This window comes from Micromonospora sp. NPDC051006, from assembly GCF_044456245.1.
Lineage (GTDB): Bacteria > Actinomycetota > Actinomycetes > Mycobacteriales > Micromonosporaceae > Micromonospora.
In genome coordinates this window covers 509,520-529,348 of the sequence record NZ_JBITFP010000001.1, presented here as the reverse complement: position 1 = coordinate 529,348, position 19,829 = coordinate 509,520, and the positions used below count along the sequence as shown (strand labels likewise).

General features: G+C 73.0%; 19 protein-coding genes and 1 tRNA gene. 11 read left to right on the top strand and 9 right to left on the bottom strand.

Annotated elements, in window-relative coordinates; translation table 11 throughout:
* Positions 1-50 precede the first annotated feature (50 nt).
* Both ACIBBA_RS02530 and ACIBBA_RS02525 read right to left on the bottom strand, forming a co-directional pair.
* Complete coding sequence (locus ACIBBA_RS02530; RefSeq protein ID WP_396693003.1) at positions 51-1,010, bottom strand: hypothetical protein; 960 nt, start codon at positions 1,008-1,010, stop codon at positions 51-53.
* A gap of 194 nt (positions 1,011-1,204) precedes the next feature.
* Complete coding sequence (locus tag ACIBBA_RS02525; protein ID WP_396693001.1) at positions 1,205-1,933, bottom strand: IclR family transcriptional regulator; 729 nt, start codon at positions 1,931-1,933, stop codon at positions 1,205-1,207.
* 63 nt (positions 1,934-1,996) lie between these two features.
* Here ACIBBA_RS02525 and cysS point away from each other — a divergent pair, with 63 nt between their 5' ends.
* Both cysS and rlmB read left to right on the top strand, forming a co-directional pair.
* A complete protein-coding gene (gene cysS / locus ACIBBA_RS02520) occupies positions 1,997-3,412 on the top strand; it encodes a cysteine--tRNA ligase (RefSeq protein WP_396692999.1) in 1,416 nt (471 codons plus the stop codon).
* Positions 3,412-4,548 (top strand): 23S rRNA (guanosine(2251)-2'-O)-methyltransferase RlmB, encoded by a 1,137-nt coding sequence (gene rlmB, locus ACIBBA_RS02515; RefSeq protein ID WP_396692997.1) that lies wholly within the window; start codon positions 3,412-3,414, stop codon positions 4,546-4,548. Before cysS ends, rlmB begins: the two co-directional genes overlap by 1 nt.
* 129 nt (positions 4,549-4,677) lie before the next feature.
* Here the strand turns inward: rlmB and ACIBBA_RS02510 are convergent, their stop codons facing one another.
* The gene (locus ACIBBA_RS02510; RefSeq protein WP_357055826.1) at positions 4,678-5,769 is read right to left on the bottom strand and encodes a sn-glycerol-3-phosphate ABC transporter ATP-binding protein UgpC; all 1,092 of its coding nucleotides are present in this window, start codon (positions 5,767-5,769) and stop codon (positions 4,678-4,680) included.
* Positions 5,770-6,121: 352 nt separating this feature from the next.
* Between ACIBBA_RS02510 and ACIBBA_RS02505 the strand changes: the two genes are divergently transcribed.
* Positions 6,122-6,198: transfer RNA gene (locus ACIBBA_RS02505), tRNA-Thr, on the top strand.
* Between the two features lie 314 nt (positions 6,199-6,512).
* Entirely contained in the window at positions 6,513-7,238 is a 726-nt protein-coding gene (locus ACIBBA_RS02500; protein WP_396692994.1) for a PRC and DUF2382 domain-containing protein, read from the top strand.
* 174 nt (positions 7,239-7,412) lie between these two features.
* Here ACIBBA_RS02500 and mgrA read toward each other — a convergent pair whose 3' ends face one another.
* Both mgrA and ACIBBA_RS02490 read right to left on the bottom strand, forming a co-directional pair.
* Positions 7,413-8,402 carry an L-glyceraldehyde 3-phosphate reductase gene (mgrA, locus tag ACIBBA_RS02495; protein WP_396693426.1) on the bottom strand — a complete coding sequence of 330 codons (990 nt, stop codon included), beginning with the start codon at positions 8,400-8,402 and terminating at the stop codon, positions 7,413-7,415.
* Positions 8,403-8,619: 217 nt separating this feature from the next.
* Positions 8,620-9,474, bottom strand: coding sequence for an aldo/keto reductase (locus tag ACIBBA_RS02490; RefSeq protein ID WP_396692992.1), 855 nt, complete (start codon positions 9,472-9,474; stop codon positions 8,620-8,622).
* A 118-nt stretch (positions 9,475-9,592) separates the two neighbouring features.
* Here ACIBBA_RS02490 and ACIBBA_RS02485 point away from each other — a divergent pair, with 118 nt between their 5' ends.
* The 5 genes from ACIBBA_RS02485 to ACIBBA_RS02465 all read left to right on the top strand — a co-directional run bounded on the left by ACIBBA_RS02485 (position 9,593) and on the right by ACIBBA_RS02465 (position 12,829).
* Positions 9,593-10,501, top strand: coding sequence for a LysR family transcriptional regulator (locus ACIBBA_RS02485; RefSeq protein WP_396692990.1), 909 nt, complete (start codon positions 9,593-9,595; stop codon positions 10,499-10,501).
* A gap of 51 nt (positions 10,502-10,552) precedes the next feature.
* Positions 10,553-10,951, top strand: a complete 399-nt coding sequence (locus tag ACIBBA_RS02480) for a helix-turn-helix domain-containing protein (RefSeq protein ID WP_396692988.1) — start codon at positions 10,553-10,555, stop codon at positions 10,949-10,951.
* A gap of 35 nt (positions 10,952-10,986) precedes the next feature.
* On the top strand, positions 10,987-11,406 hold the full coding sequence (locus ACIBBA_RS02475; RefSeq protein WP_350873468.1) for a VOC family protein: 420 nt from the start codon (positions 10,987-10,989) through the stop codon (positions 11,404-11,406).
* Positions 11,407-11,417: 11 nt separating this feature from the next.
* The gene (locus ACIBBA_RS02470; protein ID WP_396692985.1) at positions 11,418-12,086 is read left to right on the top strand and encodes a DUF998 domain-containing protein; all 669 of its coding nucleotides are present in this window, start codon (positions 11,418-11,420) and stop codon (positions 12,084-12,086) included.
* 113 nt (positions 12,087-12,199) lie between these two features.
* Complete coding sequence (locus tag ACIBBA_RS02465) at positions 12,200-12,829, top strand: histidine phosphatase family protein (protein WP_396692983.1); 630 nt, start codon at positions 12,200-12,202, stop codon at positions 12,827-12,829.
* Between the two features lie 44 nt (positions 12,830-12,873).
* On the opposite strand, the gene ACIBBA_RS02460 is transcribed toward ACIBBA_RS02465, so the two are convergent.
* Entirely contained in the window at positions 12,874-13,425 is a 552-nt protein-coding gene (locus ACIBBA_RS02460) for a hypothetical protein (RefSeq protein WP_396692981.1), read from the bottom strand.
* A gap of 151 nt (positions 13,426-13,576) precedes the next feature.
* On the opposite strand from ACIBBA_RS02460, the gene ACIBBA_RS02455 reads away from it, so the two are divergent.
* Together ACIBBA_RS02455 and ACIBBA_RS02450 are read left to right on the top strand one after the other, a co-directional pair.
* The gene (locus tag ACIBBA_RS02455; RefSeq protein ID WP_396692979.1) at positions 13,577-15,976 is read left to right on the top strand and encodes a M4 family metallopeptidase; all 2,400 of its coding nucleotides are present in this window, start codon (positions 13,577-13,579) and stop codon (positions 15,974-15,976) included.
* Between the two features lie 91 nt (positions 15,977-16,067).
* Positions 16,068-16,844 (top strand): enoyl-CoA hydratase/isomerase family protein, encoded by a 777-nt coding sequence (locus ACIBBA_RS02450; RefSeq protein WP_396692977.1) that lies wholly within the window; start codon positions 16,068-16,070, stop codon positions 16,842-16,844.
* A 68-nt stretch (positions 16,845-16,912) separates the two neighbouring features.
* Here the strand turns inward: ACIBBA_RS02450 and ACIBBA_RS02445 are convergent, their stop codons facing one another.
* From ACIBBA_RS02445 to ACIBBA_RS02435, 3 genes are all read right to left on the bottom strand, one after another.
* On the bottom strand, positions 16,913-17,356 hold the full coding sequence (locus ACIBBA_RS02445; protein ID WP_350873462.1) for an HNH endonuclease: 444 nt from the start codon (positions 17,354-17,356) through the stop codon (positions 16,913-16,915).
* 325 nt (positions 17,357-17,681) lie between these two features.
* Entirely contained in the window at positions 17,682-19,211 is a 1,530-nt protein-coding gene (locus ACIBBA_RS02440; protein ID WP_396692975.1) for an FAD-dependent oxidoreductase, read from the bottom strand.
* Positions 19,212-19,284: 73 nt separating this feature from the next.
* A complete protein-coding gene (locus ACIBBA_RS02435) occupies positions 19,285-19,773 on the bottom strand; it encodes an MSMEG_6728 family protein (protein WP_396692973.1) in 489 nt (162 codons plus the stop codon).
* Positions 19,774-19,829: the final 56 nt, after the last annotated feature.

Below are 19,829 nucleotides of genomic sequence, written 5' to 3'. Positions count from 1 at the left end.
GGCGGCATCGGAGCGCTGCTGACACCGCCTTATCGGCGTACTGGTGTCGATCACGGGCGACGCCAACCGCGCGACAGGAGCGCGGATCGCACCTCCCGCACCACGGCGGGAAATTCGCGGTGCAGGCGCCGGCTCGTCACGTGCAGCACGAGCCAACCGGCGGCGACCAGATGGTTGAGCCGCCGCCGGTCGGCGTGCAACTGGTCGGCGTCGGCGTGCCAGTGGCCGTCGTACTCGACGGCGACCCGGTATTCGGGCCACGCCAGGTCGGGATGCACGATCAGGCCGGAGGCCACCGGCACCGGGTGCTGTGCGACCGGACGTGGCAATCCCGCCAACACCAGTCGTACCCGCAGATGGGACTCGGGTGGTGACTGCGCGCCCGCGTCGACGAGGCCGAAGACCCAGGCGGCGCGGCGGCCACCGGGCCGGTCGAGGTGGCGGGTGGCGATGCCCGACAGCGCGGTGTCGTCGGTGAGCCCCTGCCCGAGGAGGGCGTCCACGATGCCGACCGCCCGGACGGGATCCAGCCAGACGGCCGTCTCCCAGGCCGCTGCGGTCGGGTCGGAGCGGGGCATCCGGCGGCCCGTGTAGAGAAAACTGTCGCTGGCCGAGGCAGCCGGACGGCCGGTCGACGGAGAGTGGACGCCGGCCATCGCCGACCTACGTTCGGCCGTGTGCACCCGAATGCCCCGGTGGGAGTCGACCCGGGCCGTCCTCGGCACGAGTACGTGCACGTCGTCGGTAAAGGACGCCGCGTGCTCGACTCCGTGCAGGTAGGCGGCCGAGGGGCCGGCGATCACCGCTCCGGGTGGCAGCCGCAGGAGGGCGGCCTCGCAGATCAGCTGGTGGTCACGGTCGAGGCGGGCGTCCGCATATACGTCGTGCAGGAGCCGGACCCAGGAAGCGCCGCGCAGTTGGTGCCGGGTGAGCAGGCACTGCCGGATGGCGTCCGAGCCGCGGAAGACCCGCCAGGCCAGTGATTCTGGTAGGTGGGGACGAGGAGGCATGCGCCCACCCTCGCCTTCGTCGGGTGGCCGGCGGCAGCCCTGTGGACGAGCGCCGACCGTCCCGCAGCCGGCGCCTGTGGACAACCGGTCCGTACCGCAGCCGGCATGGTATTTCTGATCGACTCCATGTCGGCGACATGGCGGTATCACCGCGCGATCGAGACCGCCATGTCGGCGACATCGTGTTGAGCGGGTCAGGAGAGGGCGGTGGTGATGGCGGTGGCGGCGGCGCGTACCTGGGCGCCGACCACCTCGGCGTCCAGCGGGGCGAGCGCGACGACGCCGACGCTCGCCTCCAGGCCGGGCACCCCGAGCACCGGTGCGGCGACCCCGTATGCCCCGGCCTGAAGTTCGCCGCTGCTGGCCACCGGTGCCGCGGAACCGGCCCGGCCGGCCAGGATCGCCCGGCCCGCGGCCCCCCGGTCCAGCGGGTGCCGAGCCCCGGTCCGGTACGCCACGTGGAACGAGGTCCAACTGGGCTCCACCACGGCCAGGGCGACCCCCTCACCGCCCTCGACCACGGTGAGGTGCGCGGTGGCGCCGGCCTGCTCGGCCAGGCGGCGCAGCGCGGGCAGCGCTCCCTCGGCGAGCAGCGGCTGGGCCCGTCGGGCCAGGTGCAGCACGCCGGCGCCGAGACGCAGCCGGCCGGCCTCGTCGCGGCGGAGCATTCCGTGCCCGGTCAGCGGGCCGGCCAGTCGGTAGACGGCGGCCCGGCCGATGCCCAGCCGGTTGGCGGCCTCGGTGACGGTCAGCCCGCCCGGCGCGTCGGCGACCAGGTGCAGCAGGCGTAGCCCGCGCTCCAGGGTCTGCGCCGTCTCACCCGCCGACCCACCGCCGGGCATCCCGCCGGTGCCTGCCGACCCGCCGCCGGGGCCGGTGGGCGCGTCGGGCGGGGCGCCGCCGGGCCGTGCCGCCGTGTCCATGACAGAGAGCGTACGACGCGGCACCGGCCGCCCCCGAAATGTACGGACGGCTACCCTTGTACGGTGACGCTACGCCTGTATGACACCGCCACCCGATCGGTGCGGGACTTCGTCCCGCGGGAAGCCGGCAAGGTGGGGGTCTACCTGTGTGGTCTCACCCTGCAGGCGCCGCCGCACATCGGTCACCTTCGCTCCGGCGTCAACTACGACATCCTGCGTCGTTGGCTGATGGTCGCCGGCTACCAGGTCACCTTCATCCGCAACCTGACCGACATCGACGACAAGATCCTTGTCAAGGCGATGGAGCGGGGTCAGGCGTTCTGGTCGATCGCGTACGCCAACGAGCAGATCCTGGGCGCCGCCTACCGGGCGCTCAACGTGCTGCCGCCGACCTACGAGCCGCGGGCCACCGGGCACATCCCGGAGATGCACGAGTTGATCGCCAAGCTGATCGCCGACGGGCACGCCTACCCGGCCGTCGACGGCTCCGGCGACGTCTACTTCGACGTGGCCTCGTGGCCGGCCTACGGGTCGCTCTCCAACCAGTCGCCGGACGACATGCAGTCCGCCGGCGACGCCCCCGACCGGGGCAAGCGCGACCCCCGTGACTTCGCGCTCTGGAAGGGCGCCAAGCCCGAGGAGCCGCAGGACGCCTACTGGCCGTCGCCGTGGGGCCGGGGCCGCCCCGGCTGGCACATCGAGTGCTCGGCGATGTGCTGGCGCTACCTGGGCGCCGAGTTCGACATCCACGGCGGCGGGCTCGACCTGACCTTCCCGCACCACGAGAACGAGATCGCCCAGTCCCAGGCCGCCGGCCTGCCGTTCGCCCGCTACTGGGTGCACCACGGCCTGCTCAGCATCGGCGGCGCCAAGATGGGCAAGTCGCTCGGCAACACCCTCGACCTGGCGTACGTCGACTCGCTCGGAGTGCGCCCGGTGGAGCTGCGCTACTACTACGCCGCCGCGCACTACCGCTCCCGGATCGACTACTCGGAGGAAGCGCTCCGCGAGGCGGCCACCGCCTACCGGCGGGTCGAGGGGTTCGTGCAGCGGGCCGTGGAGCGGGTCGGCGCCGGGCAGTTCGGTGAGCTGCCGACCGGGTTCGTCGCCGCGATGGACGACGACCTGAACACCTCCGCCGCGCTGGCCGTGCTGCACGAGGTGGTCCGGGACGGCAACACGGCGCTGACCGGCGGCGACGATGTGACGGTCCGCACCACGCTGGCCGCCGTCCGCACGATGCTGGATATCCTCGGGGTCGACCCCCTCGACCCGGTGTGGACCGGTGGCGGGCGGGTGGACGACCTGCGCGGAGTGGTGGACTCGCTCATCGCTCTGGCCCTGGAGCAGCGCGCGCAGGCCCGCACCCGCAAGGACTGGACCGCCGCGGACGCGGTACGTGACCAGCTCAAGCAGGCCGGCGTGGTGGTCGAGGACACCCCCCAGGGCCCCCGTTGGACTATTGGAGAGCAGGACTGATGGCCGGCAACTCGCAGCGCCGTGGCCGGCGACTGACGCCGAAGGCGGGCGCCCCGAAGGGCTCTGGCGGCAAGAACCGGGATGCCCTCGCCGGGCGGGGCAAGACCCTGCCGGCCGACGAGCGGCCCTGGCACAAGGCTTACTCGGGCACCGAGAAGCTGCCCCAGCGCACCGCCTGGAAGCAGGACAAGGAGCGTCGGGCCGCGGCCGAGGAGGGGCGCGCCCCCAAGATCGGCCAGCCCGGCTCGAAGGACACCACCTGGGGCAAGGGCGGCGGCCGGGGCGTGCCCACCGGCGGCGGTCGCGGCGCGGCCGGTCGCGGTGGCAAGCCGACCGGTGGCCGTACCGGCCCGCGGGTGGCCCCGGGGCGCAAGTCCAACCCGTCCCGGGACAGCCCGGAGCTGCTGGTCGGTCGGAACCCGGTGGTGGAGTCGCTGCGGGCCGGCGTGCCGGCGACCGCGCTCTACACCGCGCAGGGCATGGAGAGCGACGACCGGATCAACGAGATCGTGCGGACCGCGGCCGACCGGGGCATCGCCATCCTGGAGGTGAGCCGGGCCGAGCTGGACCGGATGACCGGCGGGGTGCTGCACCAGGGCGTGGGCCTGCAGGTGCCGCCGTTCGCCTACCAGCCGTTCGAGGACATGGTCGCCGCCGCGGTGGAGCAGACCGCCCCGCTGCTGGTCGCGCTGGACGGGGTCACCGACCCGCGCAACCTCGGCGCGGTCATCCGCTCCGCCGCCGCGTTCGGCGCGCAGGGTGTCTTCGTACCCGAGCGGCGGGCTGCGGGGATCACCGCGACCGCCTGGCGGACCAGCGCCGGCGCGGCCGCCCGGGTTCCGGTCGCCCAGGTGACCAACCTGACCCGGTCGCTGAAGGCCTGCCGGGACGCGGGCTTCATGGTCATCGGCCTGGACGCCGACGGCGAGACCGACCTCTACGACCTGGAGGCCGCGGTCGGGCCGCTGGTCGTGGTGGTCGGCTCCGAGGGACGTGGGCTGTCCCGGCTGGTCGGCGAGACCTGCGACCTGACCGTGAGCATCCCGATGATCTCCGAGGTGGAGTCGCTGAACGCCAGCGTGGCCGCCGCGGTCACGCTCGCCGAGGTGGCCCGCCGCCGCGCGGCGGCACTGTAACGACGTCGACGAGGCCCCTTCCCCACCGGACGTGGTGGGGGAAGGGGCCTCGTCGCATGACTGGCGCCCCTCGGGCACGACGAAAAGGGCGGGCCGCCGAAGCGGACCGCCCTTTCGTTACTGCGTACGTCAGATCCGCTTGCCGGTGGTGGCGTGGAAGACGTGGCTGCGCCCGGTGCGCGGCTTGACGAACACGGTGTCGCCCATGTTCGGCATGCTGCGCCGGTCGGTGCGGACGACGAACCGCTCGGAGCTGCCGCCCAGCGCCGCGTGGCCGTAGATGTTGGCGTCCGAGCCGAGGTCCTCGACCAGCTCGACCACGACCGGCATGCCGCCCTCGGTCGGGCTGACCAGGTCGCAGTCCTCCGGCCGGAAGCCGACGGTGACCTTGCCGTCGCCGCCCTCGGCCTTGGCCGCCTCGACCTGCTCGCGGGTCAGCGGAATGTGCATCTCGGCGAACTCGGCGCCCTGCTCGGCCAGCGGCACGGTCTTGATGTTCATGGCGGGGGAGCCCATGAAGCCGGCGACGAAGACGTTGGCCGGGGTGTCGTAGAGCGCCCGGGGGGTGTCCACCTGCTGGAGCTCACCGTCGAGCAGCACCGCGACCCGGTGACCCATGGTCATGGCCTCGACCTGGTCGTGGGTCACGTAGACGGTGGTGACGCCCAGCTTGGCCTGGAGCGACGCGATCTGCGTACGGGTCTGCACCCGGAGCTTGGCGTCGAGGTTCGACAGCGGCTCGTCCATGAGGAAGACCTGCGGCTCGCGGACGATCGCCCGGCCCATCGCCACCCGCTGGCGCTGACCACCGGAGAGCGCCTTCGGCTTGCGGCCCAGGTACTCCTCCAGCTGGAGCAGCCCGGCCGCCTCCTTGACCCGCCGGTCGATCTCCGACTTCGAGGTCTTACGGAGCTTGAGCGCGAACGCCATGTTCTCGTACACCGTCATGTGCGGGTAGAGGGCGTAGTTCTGGAAGACCATCGCGATGTCGCGGGCCTTCGGGGGGAGGTGGGTGACGTCGCGCTGGTCGATGTAGATCGAGCCGGCGTCGACGTCCTCCAGGCCGGCGAGCATCCGCAGGCTGGTGGACTTGCCGCAACCGGAGGGGCCGACCAGGACGAGGAACTCGCCGTCGCCGATCTCGAGGTCCAGCTCGTTGACGGCGGGACGCTCGGTGCCCGGGTAGATCCGGGACGCCTTGGAATAGGTGACCGTAGCCATGGTGGAGCGCTTCCTTTCACCGGCAGGAACGTGCCGGACGATCCGAGTGAAGGAGCGACCGACGCGTGCCCGCGCCGGCCAACGGGCGGCGGGTGCGGTCGCGTGGCGGCCGGACATGTCGTCCGTGTCACTGCACGGTAAACGGCTTTTCCGCCGCTGCCAAGACGAGACGATCTCGGTGCGAGCGACGGCATACGCATTCCGGGCATCCGGGCACGGGCAGACACCAATCGCCGTCCGTCATCGTGAGCGGGCGATGCCGGGACGGTCGGGATGTTGACGTTTCCCGTGCTGGGATGCCTGGCAAGCGGGATATCCGGACGTCAGTCGCTATGCTGGCGACGACGCACGCGCCCCTGTAGCTCAGCTGGCCAGAGCACTCGCCTTGTAAGCGAGATGTCGCCGGTTCGATCCCGGCCGGGGGCTCCAATTCCACCAGGCACCGTACGGCGGTATCGGCCTGAGCGAGCCGTCGCCAGCAACGCCCACCGCGACCGGTTTCACGATAGTCGCTCGCCGGCCGCCTGACGCGCCGCGCCGCCGTCAAGGCGTGCGGGCCGCACTCCGCTGACGCTTGGCCGTCGCCACCCCACGCCCGCTGCCGACGCGCGGGGCGGAAAGCCCGCTCCGCTCCGGATGTCCGGTCGGCGCGGCATTATCCGCTGCTACGGGAGAGCCCGGGGGACGAATGGCTGTGTCGCCGTCGGGTACCCAGTGGCTGACGCGCGAGAGGAGGACGACCAGTGCGATTCAATGAACAGCAGGTGCGCTCGCTGTACGGCCAGGACGTCCAGGATCGATCGGGTGCCAAGATCGGTAAGGTGGCCGAGGTCTGGGCCGATACCGCTGGGCAACCGACGTGGGTCAGCGTGAAGACCGGCATCATGGGGCACCACGAGTCAATGGCCCCGCTGAGCGACGCGCGGATGCAGGACGGCCGGCTGATGGTCGCCTACGACAAGGCGACGGTCAAGAGTGCCCCGACCGTGGAGCCGGGCGCCGAGCAGCCGCTCAACGCCGACCAGACCGCGCAGCTGTACGCGCATTACCGGATGCAGCAACAGCAGCCGGCTCCCCAACGGGCGCCGCAGGGCCGCGAGGACCTGATCCGGTCCGAGGAGCGCCTGCGGGTCGGTACCGAGAGCCAGCCGGCGGGCAAGGCTGTGCTGCGTAAGTACGTCGTCACCGAGAACGTGCACACCACGGTTCCGGTCGAGCACGACGAGGCTTACGTACAGCGGGAGCCGATCACGGCCGCGGACGCGGGCAAGACCCGTGCCGACATCGCCGGGGCCGAGCAGGACATGACCCTGCGCGCCGAGCGTCCGGTCGTGGGCAAGGAACAGGTACCCGTCGAGCGGGTCCGCCTGGCCAAGGACGAGGTGGTCGAAGACCGGCCGATCGACGAGCAGGTCCGCCACGAAGAGGTCGAGGCGAACATCCCGGAGCCCAGCCGTCGCCGGCGTTGACCGGAGCGGGTGGCGGTAGGCGCGGTGCGCCGACCAGCCGGGAACGCTGAGGAGCGGGCGGGTCACGAGACCCGCCCGCTCGTCCTGTGTCGCGAGTTGCCGCCGGCATCCGCAGGCCGCGGGCGGAGGCGAATCAGCGGCGGAGCGTGACCGTCGACTGCGGCCCCGCGCGGATCAGGATCCGCTCGACCGGGCCCACAGGTTGATGCCGGACTCCGTCGCGTACCGGTCGATCTCGGCCAGCTCGTCGTCGGTGAACGCGGTGTTCTCCAGCGCGGCGACGTTCGCCTCCAACTGGGCGACGCTGCTGGCGCCGAGCACCGTCGAGGTCATCCGCGGGTCGCGCAGGGTCCAGGCGATCGCCAGCTGGGCGAGGCTCTGCCCGCGCCGCGCGGCGATCGCGTCGAGCGCCCGGATCTTGTCCAGGTTCTCCTTGGTCAGCCAGTCCGTCGAGAGCGAGCTCTGGGCGGTGGCCCGCGAGTTCTCCGGCACGCCCTTCAGATAGCGGTCGGTCAGCATGCCCTGAGCCAGCGGCGAGAAGCCGATGCAGCCGACGCCCTCACGCTCCAGCACGTCCAGCAGGTCGTCCTCGATCCAGCGGTTCAGCATCGAGTACGACGGTTGGTGGATCAGCAGCGGCGTGCCGAGTTCGCGCAGGATCGCCGCGGCCTCGGCCGTCCGAACCGGGGAGTAGGAGGAGATGCCGACGTAGAGCGCCTTGCCGGCCCGCACCGCCGCGTCCAGCGCGCCCATGGTCTCTTCCAGCGGGGTGTCGGGGTCGAAGCGGTGCGAGTAGAAGATGTCGACGTAATCCAGACCCATCCGCGCGAGCGACTGGTCCAGCGACGCGGTCACGTACTTCCGGGAGCCCCACTCGCCGTACGGGCCGGGCCACATGTCGTAGCCGGCCTTCGTGGAGATGACCAACTCGTCGCGGTACGGCCGGAAGTCGGTGGCGAGGACGCGGCCGAAGTTCTCCTCGGCCGAGCCGTACGGCGGGCCGTAGTTGTTGGCCAGGTCGAAGTGGGTGATGCCCAGGTCGAAGGCGCGGCGCAGGATGGCGCGCTGGGTGTCGAGCGGGCGGTCGTGGCCGAAGTTGTGCCACAGGCCGAGCGACACGGCGGGCAGCTTCAGGCCGCTGCGGCCGGACCGGCGGTACTCCATGTCGCGGTACCGGTCGGGCTCGGCTCGGTAACTGGTGCTCACGGCACTCCTTCGCAGGTGATGGTCGGGGGGGGGGGGGGGGGGCGGGCGGCGGCGCCCGCGGGGGGGGGGGGGGGGGGGGGGGCGGTGTGTTCGGTCGCCCCCCGGCCGGGGGGGGGGGGTGTGGGGGGGGGGGGGGGGGGGGGGGGCCCCCCCCCCGCCCGGGGTACGCGGTGGGTCAGCCGAGGCTGGCCAGCTCCTCGGCGGTGAGGGTCAGCTCGGGCGCCTGCGCCGAGTCGCGGATGGTCTCCGGCCGGCTCGCGCCCGGGATCGGTACGACCACCGGAGACTTGGCCAGGTGCCAGGCGAGGCAGACCCGCTGCGGGCTCACCCCGTGCCGCTCGGCGATCTCGGCGAAGGCGGCGGCGTGCCCGCCCAGCTGGTCGGCGTGGGCGATGCCGCCCAGCGGCGACCAGGGCAGGAAGGCGATGCCGAGCTGGTCACAGAGTTCCAGCTCGGGCTCGGAGGAGCGGAAGGCCGGTGAGAACTGGTTCTGCACCGAGACCAGCCGGCCGCCGAGGATCTCCTGGGCCTCGCGGATCTGCTCCGGGTTGGCGTTGGAGATGCCGGCCATCCGGATCTTGCCGGCGTCCAGCAGGTCGCGGACCGCGCCGATGGAGTCGGCGTACGGGACCTTCGGGTCCGGGCGGTGGTGCTGGTAGAGGCCGATGGCGTCGACGCCGAGGCGCTTCAGCGAGGCCTCGCAGGCCCGCTCGAGATATTCCGGGGAGCTGTTGACCGTCCAGCTGCCGTCGCCGGGGCGCAGGTGTCCACCCTTGGTGGCGACCAGCACCTGCGTCGTGTCGCCGCCGTAGGTGGCGAGCGCGCGGGCGATCAGCGACTCGTTGTGGCCGACCTCGTCGGCGTGCAGGTGGTAGGCGTCAGCGGTGTCGATCAAGGTGATGCCGGCGTCCAGCGCGGCGTGGATGGTACGGATCGAGCGGTCCTCGTCCGGGCGGCCCTCGATCGACATCGGCATCCCGCCGAGCCCGATCGCGCTGACCGACACGTCGCCGATGCGGCGGCTCTGCATGGCAAGACCTCCTCGTCACGGTCCCGCGTTCGCGGACCAGGCCTTCCAGCCTGGTACCGCCACCGGCCCCCGTCCAACAGAAGAAGCCGCTCAGAATCAGCACATAGACTGCTGAGTCATGGAGTTGCGGCACCTGGAGTACTTCGTGGCGGTGGCCGAAGAGCGCCACTTCACCCGGGCGGCGGAGCGGATGCGCGTCGCCCAGTCCGGATTATCCGCCTCCATCCGGGCGCTGGAGCGCGACCTGAACGCCGAGCTCTTCGTCCGCAGCACCCGGCGGGTGGAGCTGACCGACGCCGGTCGGGCGCTGCTGGCGGAGGCGCATCGCACGTTGGCCAGCGCCACGGCCGCCCGGGACGCGGTCGCCGCCGTACGCGGCCTGCTGCGCGGCAGCCTCACCGTCGGCTCCGAGCAGTGCCTGGGCGTCATCGACCTGCCGCCGCTGCTGGGCTCGTTCCGCCGGGCCCATCCCGGCGTGGAGATCCGGCTGCGCTACGCCGGCTCCGGGCAGGTCACCGAGCAGATCCGGCAGGGCCGGCTGAACGTGGGCTTCGTGGCGCTGCCCGGCCCGCCGCCGGACGGCGTACGCCTGCTGCCGCTGGCGAGCGAGAAGATGGTCCTGCTCTGCCATCCCGGCCACCGGCTGGCCGAGCAGGACAGCGTCGACGTGGCGGCGCTCCTGGGCGAGGACTTCGTCGACTTCAGCAACGACTGGGGCGCCCGCCGGGTAAACGACCAGACCTTCGCCCGCGCGGACGCCGAGCGCCGGGTCTCGGTCGAGGTCAACGACGTGCACACCCTGCTCGACTTCGTCCACCAGGGGCTGGGGGTGGCGCTGGTGCCGGCCCCGGTGACCCGCAAGCCGCAGGCCAAGGGGCTACACGTGGCCGCGCTCGCGGCGGAGGACGGCCCGAGTTGGCAGGTCTCGGTGGCCGTGGCGGCCGCCACGCCACCCGGCCCGGCCGCCGACGAGCTGCTCCGGATGGCCCTGCCGGGTCGTGTCGCACCGGCCGGGGCCGGGTCGTAGTCGAACCGCGTGGGTAGCCTGGCGGGCGGCGGCGCGCGGAGGGGGTCGCGGATGAGTCGTGCGGTGGAGGAGTCGAACCGGGCGATGCTGCGTGCCCGGGACGCGATGGACCGGGCGTACGCCGAGCCGCTGGACATTCCCGCGCTGGCCCGCATCGCGCACGTCTCCGAGGCGCACTTCATCCGGACCTTCCGCGCCACGTTCGGCGAGACGCCGCACCGCTACCTGCAACGCCGACGGGTCGAGCGGGCGATGTACCTGCTGGTGGAGAGCGGCCGGGACGTCACCGACATCTGCTTCGCCGTGGGCTTCGGCAGCCTCGGCACGTTCAGCCGGACCTTCCGGCAGATCGTCGGCGAGTCGCCGACCGACTACCGCAAGCGCAAGCTCCCCGTCGACGTGCCGTCCTGCTTCACCAAGGCCTGGACCAGACCCAGCAGTTTTGGATAAGCAGCAGGTCAGGGCCGACCTCTAGCGTCATAGCCATGACGATGAACGCGGTCACCCGCTCCCAGATCTACGTCCTCGACCAGGACGAGGCGCTCGACTTCTACGTCGGCAAGCTCGGCCTCGAGGTGAACACCGACACCGACCTCGGCTTCATGCGCTGGCTGACGGTCAACGTTCCCGGCGACCGGAGCCGGGAGATCCTGCTGGAGAAGCCCGGGCCGCCGGCGCTGGACCCGGCCACCGCCGAGCAGGTCCGCGAGCTGCTCACCAAGGGCGCGATGGGCGGCTGGCTCAGCATCACCACCGACGACGCCCGCAAGACCTACGAGACGCTGGTCGCCAAGGGCGTCGAGATCACCGACGAGCCGACGGAGCGGCCGTACGGGATCGACTTCGGGATCCGGGACCCGTTCGGCAACAAGATCCGCATCGGCCAGATGCACCCGCAGGGCTGAGGGGCGGACCGGTGACCGAGGCGATCCCACTCCACCACGCCGGCCCGGCGCAGGCCGTCGGCCGGGACCGGCTCCTGCTGGCCGGGGGCGCGCTGGCGGGTCCGATCTTCATCGGCTCCGCGCTCGTCCAGGCCGCGACCCGGGACGGCTTCGACTTCCGCCGGCACCCGGTGAGCGTGCTGAGCACCGGCGACCTGGGCTGGGTCCAGATCGCCACCTTCCTGGCCACCGGTCTGCTCACCATCGCCGCCGGGTGGGCGCTGCGCCGGGCCGAGCCGGGCGGGTCGGCCTGGCTGCCCCGGTTGCTCGCCCTCTACGGGGCCGGGATGGTGGCGGCCGGGGTGTTCAGCGCCGACCCGGCGGACGGCTTCCCCGTCGGCACGCCCCGCGGGGCCGGGCAGATCAGCTGGCACGGCGGGCTGCACTTCCTCGCCGCGGCGGTCGCCTTCGTCGCGCTGATCGTGGCCACCGTGCTGGTCGCCCGCCGGGCGGCCCGCGCCGGCGACCGGGGCCGGGCCGGGCTGAGCCTGGGCACCGGCGCCTACTTCGCGGTGGCCTGGATCGTCATGATCGTCCGGCCGGGGCCGGTGACCATGATCGGTTTCGGGCTCGCCGCGGTCGTCGGCTGGGCCTGGGTGACGGCGGTCCTCGCCGGCGCGGCGCGGGGCCGGACGAGCTAGTCCGGCGGACCAGCTAGAACGGCGGACCAGCTACAACGGCGGACCGGCGGGACGGACGCGGATCGGGAGGCGCGGCTACGATCGCGCCTCCCGATCGTGCGTGAGGTGACGAGATGGCGACCCGACTGCTCTGGCTGGCCCGGCACGGCGAGCAGGACCGCCCGGCGGGGACGCCGCCGGGGACCGATCCGCCGGAGGCCGGGCTCTCCGAGCGGGGACGCCGGCAGGCGACGCTGCTCGGGGAGCGGCTGCGCCGGGTGCCGTTCGACGCCATCCACCACGGCCCGCTGCGTCGGGCCGCGGAGACCGCCGCGTTGGTCGCCGCGCAGCTGCCCGGCATTCCCGTGTACGCCACCGAGCTGGCCGGCGACCACCTGCCGGAGGAGACCGATCCGGCCGGCCTGCCGCCGGCGTACGCCCGGCTGCTGGACGGCTTCGACGCGGCCGAGCGGGCCGAGGGACCGCGGCTGACGGCGGCGGCCGTCCACCGGTTCGCGACGCCGCCGCAGGAGGGCGACCGGCAGGAGCTGGTCGTCACGCACACGTTCCTCATCGCCCGGCTGGTCCGGCATGCGCTGGATGCGCCGCGGTCGCGCTGGCTGGGCCTGAACCACCACAACGCCGGTCTGACCGTCATCCGCTACCGCGCCGACACGCCGCCCACGTTGATCGCGTTCAACGACGTCGCGCACCTCCCCGCCGACCTGCGCGGCACCGGCCTTCCCCCGGAGTACCGCAGCTGAGCCGACGCCGCGCAGGGTCGGACTGCCACGCGCGGCGGGGTGGGTCAGGCGGTGACGCGGAGCAGTAGCTCCACGAGGGAGCGGGTGGCGGGGGGTGGGTCGGCGTCGGTGGGGCAGTCGACGTAGCCGGTCTCGATGGCGCCGACGGTCAGCCGGTAGCTGAACGCGTCCGCGCAACCGCTCGGCGCGGCCGACCGGCGAGCCTCGGCGGCGAGCCGGGGGTCGGCGGCCAGCCCGTGCAGCCCGCCCAGATCCGCCGGACCGAGCCGCCCGGTACGCCGGGACCCGGCACGGTCGACCGCCGTCCACCGACCGTCGGGCTCGACGGTGATGCTGTCCCCGCGACCGGCGATCCCGCCCGACCGGAACAGCACCACCCGGGTGGCGGCACCGGAGCGGGTCGGCGCGGGCTGGGTCGGGTCGAGGGTGGGCGCCGTCGGGGCGGTGCCGGCCGTGGGTGGCGCGGTGGCCGTCCCACCAGGAGCGTTGCCGCCGGTGGCCGGTGCCGTAGGAGCCGAGCGTGGGCCGGTGGTCGTGCATCCGACCAGGGCAATGATCAGCATGATCTTGACACCGGCCAGCGGGGCTGATCTCATGCGGCTCTGACGCGTCAGCCCTCCACGCGGTTCCCGCAACCTGCCCGCTCGGTCGGACGGGCGCTGTCGATGTCGATGTCGCGGTACGGCGCGGTCTCTCCGCCGTCGACCCGCCGCTTCCGCTCCATACCTTCCCCCACCAGGAGGGCACGTGAAGAGATCCATCGCGGCCGTGAGCGCCGCCCTACTCGCCAGCGGCGCGCTGACCTGCGTCGCCACCGCGGCGAACGCGGCTGCGCCGACCGCCCCCGCGACCGGCCCGACCGGCGCGGCGGCCATCCTGCGGGCCGACCCCGGCGCGGTGAAGGGCACCACCGCCGAGTCCTACCAGGTGCACAGCTCCAAGGTGGACGCCAGCGGTGCCGCGCACACCCGCTACACCCGCAGCTATCGGGGGCTGCGGGTGTACGGCGGTGACTTCGTCATCCACACCACGCCGAGCGGCGGCTACGCCGGCTCCTCGGTCGGCCTCTCCGCGCCACTGACCCTCGGCACGACGGCGAAGGTCTCCGCGGCCAGCGCCACGAAGGCCGCCCGGGCCCGGTTCTCCGGCAAGATCACGTCGACTCGCGCCCCGGAACTCTTCGTCGACGCCAGCTCCGGCACCGGCCGGCTGGCCTGGGAGACCGTCCTCTCCGGCTGGCTGCCGGACGGGCAGACCCCGTCCCGGCTGCACGTGATCACCGACGCCACGACCGGCGCGGTGGTCGGGTCGTTCGACGAGATCGAGACGGTCGCCGGCACCGGCAACAGCCTGCACTCGGGCTCGGTGAGCATCGAGACCACGTCCGCCGGCAGCACCTACCTGATGATCGACGCGGCGCGGGGCAACGGCTCCACCTGCGACATGAACAACACCACGTCGACCTGCACCACGGTCAGCGACGCCGACAACACCTGGGGCACCGGCGCGCACGGCAGCACCGGCGCCGCCCGGCAGACCGCCGCGGTGGACGCACACTACGGCGCCGCCAAGACCTTCGACTACTACAAGAACACGCACGGCCGTAACGGCATCTTCGGTAACGGCGCCGGCGTGCCGAGTCGGGTGCACTACGGCAGGAACTTCGACAACGCCTTCTGGGACGGCTCCCGGATGACGTACGGCGACAACATCGGCGACACCCGGCCGCTGATCTCGCTCGACGTGGCGGCGCACGAGATGAGCCACGGGGTCACCGACAACGTCGTTCCCGGCGGGCTGACCTACGACGGTGAGTCCGGCGGCATCAACGAGGCGACCAGCGACATCTTCGGCAACATGGTGGAGTTCTACGCCAACGCCGCGGCCGACCCGGGCGACTACCAGGTCGGCGAGAAGGTCGACATCAACGGTGACGGAACCCCGCTGCGTTACATGTACAACCCGGGGCTGGACGGCGCGTCGGACACCTGCTGGTCGACCAACACCAAGAACAAGAACGTGCACTTCTCGTCCGGCGTGGCCAACCACTTCTACTTCAACCTCGCCGAGGGCACCGGCGCGACGCCGTACGGCACCTCGCCGGTCTGCGGCTCCGCCTCGGGGATGACCGGCATCGGCCGGGCCAAGGCGGAGAAGATCTGGTTCCGCGCCCTGGACGTGTACTTCACCTCCAACACCTCGTACGTCAACACCAGCAACCCGGCCAACACTTCGCGGGCGTACACCCTGCAGGCGACCACCGACCTGTACGGCAAGTGCTCGGTCGAGTACAAGGCCGTCCGGGCGGCGTGGACCGCGGTGAACGTGGCCGGCAACGACCCGGCCTGCGTCACCGGGAACGACTTCTCGCTCTCGCTCAACGAGACCTCCGGTGAGGTCTTCCCAGGCAGCACGAAGACGATCGCCGTCAGCACCGCCCTCACCGCCGGCGTCTCGCACAGCGTGACGTTCTCCACGCTCGGCATGCCGGCCGGCTGGCGGGCCACGTTCAACCCCGGCTCGGTCCAGACCGGCAACCTGACCACCCTCAGCATCGCCACCGCGGCCACCACCCCGCCCGGCGTCTACCCGGTCACCATCACCGGCAGCGGCGCGGTGAGCCACTCGGCGGTCTACACGCTGACCATCAAGGACACCGGGCGGCCCTGCCCTGCGATACCGCAGGTGCTCGCCAACCCGGGCTTCGAGTCGGGCATCCCGCCGTGGACCGGCACCTCGGGCGTCGTCGGGTCGTTCAGCGCCCAGCCGGCCCGCTCCGGCACCCGCAACGCCTGGCTCGGCGGGTACGGCAGCACCCACACCGACACGCTCGCCCAGTCGGTGGCCCTGCCGGCCGGCTGTGTGTCGTACACCGTCGGCTTCTGGCTGCGCATCGACTCGGCCGAGACCACCACCGACCGGGCGTACGACACGCTGAAGGTGCAGGTGGTCAGCGCGAGCGGGGCGGTGCTGGGCACCCTGGCGACCTACTCGAACCTGGACGAGACCACCGGCTACAGCCAGCGGGTCTTCGAGTTGCCGTCGTCGTACGCCGGCCAGACCGTCAGCCTCAAGTTCACCAGCGTCGAGGACTCCTCCCTGAAGACGTCCTTCGTCCTCGACGACACCTGGATCGCCACCTCCTGAGCTGACCAGCGTCGGGCCGGGCCCGGCGGCCACCCTCAAGGGTGGTCGTCGGGCCCGCGCCGTTAGGGTCACCGCAGTCGGGCGAGGGAGGGTGACGGTGGCGGACGCGGAGATCGTCGTCGAGGTGACCGGACCGGTGGCGACGGTGGTGATCCACCACCCGGCGCGGCGGAACGCGATGACCCCGGCGATGTGGCGGCAGCTTCCGCCGCTCCTCGACGAGCTGGAGGCCGACCCGGCCGTCCGTGCCCTGGTGCTCACCGGCGCGGGCGACACCTTCTGCGCCGGCGCCGACCTGGGCGACCTCGACGAGCTGCTGGCGGCCGGGGACGGCAGCATCGCGGTGGCCGCCGAGGAGCGGCTCGCCGGCTTCGCCAAGCCGACCATCGCGGCCATCCGCGGCGCCTGCGTCGGCGGTGGCTGCCAGCTCGCCGCCGCCTGCGACCTGCGGGTCGCCGCCGACGACGCGCGGTTCGGCGTACCGCCGGCCCGGCTCGGGCTGGTCTACCCGGCGCCGACCACCCGCCGGCTGGCCCGGCTGATCGGCCCCTCGGCCGCGAAGTACCTGCTCTTCACCGCCGAGCTGATCGACGCCGAGCGGGCGCTACGGATCGGCCTGGTCGACGAGGTGCTGCCCGAGCAGCGGCTGGCCGCCCGGGTGCAGGAGATCACCGCGAGCATCGCCCAACGCTCGCCGCTCAGCGTGGCCGCCGCCAAGGAAATCGTCGACGACCGCGCCGCGCCGTCCCGGATCGCCTGGTGGCACCGGAAGGCGCTGGAGAGCGGCGAGGCTCGGGAGGGCATCTCCGCCGTCCGCGACCGCCGCACCCCCGCCTTCGCCTGGGCGCCCCCGCCCGCCGACGACTGACAGGGGCCGGCGGGTGCCGCGCCGGGGCGTACCCCGACGCGGCCCCCCGTTCCCGCCGGCCGGTCCGCTCACCGCCCGGCGAGCGAAGCCCAGCTCGGGACCACCGGCTCCCGGCGCAGCGGCATCCCCGCCTCGGCCGGCGTACGGTCGCCCTTGCGCTGGTTGCACGCGTAGCAGGCGGCGGTGGTGTTGCGCCAGGTGTTCCGGCCGCCGCGCGAGCGGGGCAGGATGTGGTCGATGGTGCTGGCCGGTGAGTCGCAGTACGCGCAGCAGCGACGGTCGCGCCGTAACACCCCGGCGCGGGACCAGGCCGGGCCGGCGCTGAACCGCCAGCGGGTCACCACGTAGCGGACCAGCCGGACCACCCGGGGGAGCGGGAAGACCCCGATCACCTGGTCCGGCTCGGCCTCGTGGATCTCGGCCACCCGGCGGCAGAGCATCCGGATGGCGTGCTGAACGGTGACCCGGTGCAGCGGGCCGAGGTCGGCGTTGACAACGAGGACGGCGTCCACCGGGATCTCCCTCCAATGACGGTGACGGACGTACGGGCCGGACAGCGAAGAGCCGCCCGGTCCGGTGGGGACGGGGCGGCTCGACGCGGATCGGGCGCGCGTCAGTCGGGCCGGTCGTCCCCGGGGCCTTCGGCTCGGCAACCGTCGCTGGGCAGCCACGACGGCACGGTGGTGACGTGCGACATCGACATGAACGGCTCCCGGTGCGGCGGTTGACCTTGCGCGATCACGGTAGGTCCGCCCGACCCGGGCGGGCAACGGATTTCGATCCGGCCCTACCCGCCGGCACCACCCGCCGGCCCCACCCGCCGGGACGGCCCCGGGGTCAGTCCCGCTTCGCGAGCAGGCCGCGGGGCCGGACCGAGTGGACCGGTTCGGCCGCGCCGCCCTCGGCGCGCAGGATGTGGTTCGCCGCGATGACCCCGGTCGCCGCCGAGCGCTCCATCAACGCGCTGGGGAAACCCGCGGCGATCCCGTCGCCGGCCAGGTAGAGCCCGTCGGCGTCGGTGCGTACCCCGGGCCGCCAGGCGGAACTGCCGGGTGGAAAGGCCGGCGCCTGGGCTGCCACCCGGGTGCTCAGCTGACGGACGCGCAGCCCGGCCACCTCCGGCCAGAGCGTGGTCAGCTCGGCGCGCATCCGTTCGGCCAGCTCGGTGGCGGGCACGCCCGGCTCGCAGGCGTACGCGTGCAGCTCCAGCACGCTTCCGCCGGTGCGCTGCGCCCAGTGGCGGGGCTCCCGCTCCAGCCGGTGGTAGAGCGTCACCGAGTCCAGCGTCGGCTGCCGGGACACACCGCTGAAGACGGCCCGGTCGGGGCGTACGTCCCCGTCCAGCCAGTAGCGCGCCACCGCGTACGGCGGGCCGGGGGTGCCGAAGGCGGGCATCCGCGCCACCAGCCGCGGCGCGTGTTCCGCCAGCTCGGCGGAGGCCCCGACCAGCGCGGCGAGCGCGGGCGGGTCGACGGCGAGCACGACGTGCCGGGCGTCGTACGCCGTGCCGTCGCCGGTGACCACCCGCCAGCCGTCGCCGGCCCGGTGCACCGCGGTGGCCGCCGCCCCGGTCACCACCCGTCCGCCGTGCCGCTCGACGTGCCGGGTCAGCGGCGTCCAGATCGCCGTCGCGTAGTCCTCGTCCGGCGCGTCGAAAGCCAGTCCTTCACCGTTGCCGAGCAGATAGAAGTGGAACTGCGCGACCATCTCGGCGGCCGACATCTCGGCCTCGTGGTTGAAGAACGAGTGCGAGAAGACCTCGAACAGCATCGCCCGGGCCCGGTCCGGCAGTCGCAGCGAGTCGAGCAGTTCGTCGGCGGTGGTCTCGTCCAGCTCGGCGTAGGTGCGCACCGGGTGGTAGCTGAGCAGCGGCAGCGCGGCGTTGCGATCCATCCCGCGCAGGTCGCGCAGGCGCAGGCTGGGGCTGCGGGCCAGCAGCGCGAGCAGGTTCAGCGGTGGCGCGGCGGGCAGGTCGCCGAACTCCTCGGTCGGCCACCGGGCGGAGAGGATCGGGTAGCCCGGAACCGGCCGGAGGAAGCCGAGGCCGGGATCGATCCGGCGGAGCACCGACCGCCAGTTGTAGTACTGCCGGAAGAAGGCGTGGAAGCCGTGCTCCACCTGCTGGACGCCGTCGGCGAGCGTCTCCGGCCAGGCGCCGAGCCGGCCGCCGAGGGTGGCCGCGGCCTCCAGCACGGTGACCCGGACCCCGCGCTCGGCCAGCACCACCGCCGCCGACATGCCGGCGATCCCGCCGCCCACCACCACCGCCGAGGCCGGGTGCGGCACCCGGGGGGCGCCACCGCCGCCGGGGTCCACCCGGCGCGGGCGTACGCCGAGCAGCGGGCCGACCACTCGCGACAGTGCCATTGCGACCTCCCGCCCGGGCGAAGCCTCCAGTCTGCCCCGACCGGCCGGGCCGGCGCGCGACCGCGCCCGCGCGTCACGGCGGGGATGCGAGGCAGCGGCGCTCGCGGTCCGAGGCCGGCCACACGTACTCGAGGTCGGTCGGCACGTCGCCGAAGAGCGGCCCGTAGTGCTCGGGGTCCTTGCGGACCAGCGACGATCGGTGGCTCAGGTGCAGGTCCTCCCGGCCCAGCCAGGGCGGCAGCTCACCGGCGGCGGCCAGCTCATCCTGGGTGCGGATGACGTCGATGCCGCAGGCGTTGGCCAGGTCGAGGCTCATCGTGCCGGCGCAGGTGTCGGCCCGCCCGGGCTCGCACCAGACCGCGCACATGTCCAGCCCGTAGCGGGTCAGCGCCTCCTCGTACCCGGCCCACATCTTCACCGCGGGGTGGTTGCGCCAGCCGTACGTCGGCCAGGTCAGCCCGCGCAGCACCTGGATCGTCTCCACCCGCTGCTTGCCCAGCCGCTTCTGGTCGAGCGTCCGGGCGCTCGCGAGGAAGCCCGGGTACGGGAGGAAGGTCTGCATACCGCTGTTCTACCCGGCGGCCCGCCCGACATGCCCGGCATGACAGGAACCGGACG

What these genes read in the sequence shown, in the direction of transcription:
- ACIBBA_RS02530 (WP_396693003.1), bottom strand. Translation starts at nt 1,010, where the DNA reads ATGCCTCCTCGTCCCCACCTACCAGAATCACTGGCCTGGCGGGTCTTC.
- ACIBBA_RS02440 (WP_396692975.1), bottom strand. Translation starts at nt 19,211, where the DNA reads ATGGCACTGTCGCGAGTGGTCGGCCCGCTGCTCGGCGTACGCCCGCGC.
- ACIBBA_RS02485 (WP_396692990.1), top strand. Translation starts at nt 9,593, where the DNA reads ATGGAGTTGCGGCACCTGGAGTACTTCGTGGCGGTGGCCGAAGAGCGC.
- mgrA (WP_396693426.1), bottom strand. Translation starts at nt 8,402, where the DNA reads ATGGAGTACCGCCGGTCCGGCCGCAGCGGCCTGAAGCTGCCCGCCGTG.
- ACIBBA_RS02510 (WP_357055826.1), bottom strand. Translation starts at nt 5,769, where the DNA reads ATGGCTACGGTCACCTATTCCAAGGCGTCCCGGATCTACCCGGGCACC.
- ACIBBA_RS02480 (WP_396692988.1), top strand. Translation starts at nt 10,553, where the DNA reads ATGAGTCGTGCGGTGGAGGAGTCGAACCGGGCGATGCTGCGTGCCCGG.
- rlmB (WP_396692997.1), top strand. Translation starts at nt 3,412, where the DNA reads ATGGCCGGCAACTCGCAGCGCCGTGGCCGGCGACTGACGCCGAAGGCG.
- ACIBBA_RS02435 (WP_396692973.1), bottom strand. Translation starts at nt 19,773, where the DNA reads ATGCAGACCTTCCTCCCGTACCCGGGCTTCCTCGCGAGCGCCCGGACG.
- ACIBBA_RS02525 (WP_396693001.1), bottom strand. Translation starts at nt 1,933, where the DNA reads ATGGACACGGCGGCACGGCCCGGCGGCGCCCCGCCCGACGCGCCCACC.
- ACIBBA_RS02490 (WP_396692992.1), bottom strand. Translation starts at nt 9,474, where the DNA reads ATGCAGAGCCGCCGCATCGGCGACGTGTCGGTCAGCGCGATCGGGCTC.
- ACIBBA_RS02465 (WP_396692983.1), top strand. Translation starts at nt 12,200, where the DNA reads ATGGCGACCCGACTGCTCTGGCTGGCCCGGCACGGCGAGCAGGACCGC.
- ACIBBA_RS02460 (WP_396692981.1), bottom strand. Translation starts at nt 13,425, where the DNA reads ATGAGATCAGCCCCGCTGGCCGGTGTCAAGATCATGCTGATCATTGCC.
- ACIBBA_RS02475 (WP_350873468.1), top strand. Translation starts at nt 10,987, where the DNA reads ATGACGATGAACGCGGTCACCCGCTCCCAGATCTACGTCCTCGACCAG.